This is a genomic window from Bartonella sp. AP58NXGY, from assembly GCF_042195785.1.
In the GTDB taxonomy this organism is placed as follows: Bacteria; Pseudomonadota; Alphaproteobacteria; order Rhizobiales; family Rhizobiaceae; genus Bartonella.
Map to the genome: position 1 here is coordinate 1 of NZ_JBHIOY010000067.1, position 1,470 is coordinate 1,470.

The 1,470-nt window shown below is 36.5% G+C and carries 2 protein-coding genes; both read right to left on the reverse strand.

The window, feature by feature from the left end:
• Positions 1 to 133 precede the first annotated feature (133 nt).
• Positions 134 to 574 (reverse strand): hypothetical protein, encoded by a 441-nt coding sequence (locus ACFINC_RS09430; protein ID WP_375612653.1) that lies wholly within the window; start codon positions 572 to 574, stop codon positions 134 to 136.
• 86 nt (positions 575 to 660) lie between these two features.
• Complete coding sequence (locus ACFINC_RS09435; protein ID WP_375614275.1) at positions 661 to 1,131, reverse strand: hypothetical protein; 471 nt, start codon at positions 1,129 to 1,131, stop codon at positions 661 to 663.
• Positions 1,132 to 1,470 lie beyond the last annotated feature (339 nt).

The following is a 1,470-nucleotide window of genomic DNA, read 5'->3' on the forward strand; positions in this document are numbered from 1 at the left end:
TGGTTACTTTAATCGTTTATTTAGATCGCTAGCTGTTTTGATAATAAAAGCCGTGTCTTAAAGGACGCGGCTTTTTTTTATTCTATCTTTTAGACGCCACAGCCGCTTTAATCAATTCCTCTACAGTCTTTATCTATCTACAAAAGGATATTAAACCTGTAGAAATCTCTTTTCTTCCTGTAACCCATGCCCCCAAAATAAGTTGCGTATCTCCAAAAACACGCGCCCTGCCACCAATAATTGCCTTTCCATAAGCACGTACATTACCGTAAACCTTCGCAAACCCATTAACACACGCCTCATCACAAATTATTGCATTTTCAAAAACCTTCGCATGCCCCCAAACCATAGCAGCATTATAAACCTTGGCATCATCACCAACCCAGCAATTGCCATCATGTGATAAGTTGTATTCACTTTCAATAAAGCCCCCTAAATCTCCTTTTTTAACACTTCCAAAACTTCTTAAAGCTTTAATGCGATAAAGTGTTCTAACTCTACCATAGAGATGGTCTTTAACTTCTGTAGTTTCATTAGTAAGTTCATATTTTTTGGATACAGTTTTAGTGGTCATAGGTAGCTCCCTAATCTAATATTCAAACAAATTTTTAAATGAAATGGTTATAAGGAGGCGCCCCCGCACCGCCTAGTTTTAAAGGGTTATCTATATTTACCAAAAGAGATGGTTTCATTCCCAAAAAGACGCGCACGCCCAGAAACCAATACCTTACCAAAAGCATCGCTATGACCAAAAATTTTCATACGACCACCAACACGTGCTTTATTTGATATTTCTGTATCACCAAAAATTTTTGCATAACCTGTAACACGTGCATCGTCTAAAACACGAGCTTTACCAAATACTAATGCATAACCAGATATCCAACAATTGCCATCATGCGATAAATTACCCTCATGTTCTATAAAACCACCAACGTCACCTTTCTTAACAGTACCAAAGTCTCTTAAAGCTATAACACGACGAAACAAGCGATTACCAAACTCAATAGCACCTAATGAAAGTTTATATTTTTTCTGTTGAGTATTTTTTGATACGAAATCTTGTGCAATATTGTCATTTGCAACGGTATCAATAATGGGAGTGGTTTGTTTTTTAACTGTAGCTTTCATGCTAGTAATCCTATTCAATAGAGTTTTTAATTGACAACCCATAAGGGCGCCGGGCGCTAAAAACACGGTGAATAGTCCGCCGCTATACTTTCCCCTCGCGAAGGGTATTGTATGGTATAGCTACACCCGACATAATCGTTATATGCTAGAGACAGCACAAAAGAAAGTCAGTATTTTAAAAATTGGAGAAACCTTATCGTGGCTTACTCGCTATTCATATAGTGTTTTTAGCACTTGCCAACCTTATTAAACGACCTTTTCCTTAAAGTCAATACGTATTTTTTATTTTTTTCACTTTTTTTCATTTTGATAATTACCTAATTGAATATCAAGTGCTTT

Coding starts and splice junctions, on each gene's coding strand:
- ACFINC_RS09430 (WP_375612653.1), bottom strand. CDS start 574: ATGACCACTAAAACTGTATCCAAAAAATATGAACTTACTAATGAAACT.
- ACFINC_RS09435 (WP_375614275.1), bottom strand. CDS start 1,131: ATGAAAGCTACAGTTAAAAAACAAACCACTCCCATTATTGATACCGTT.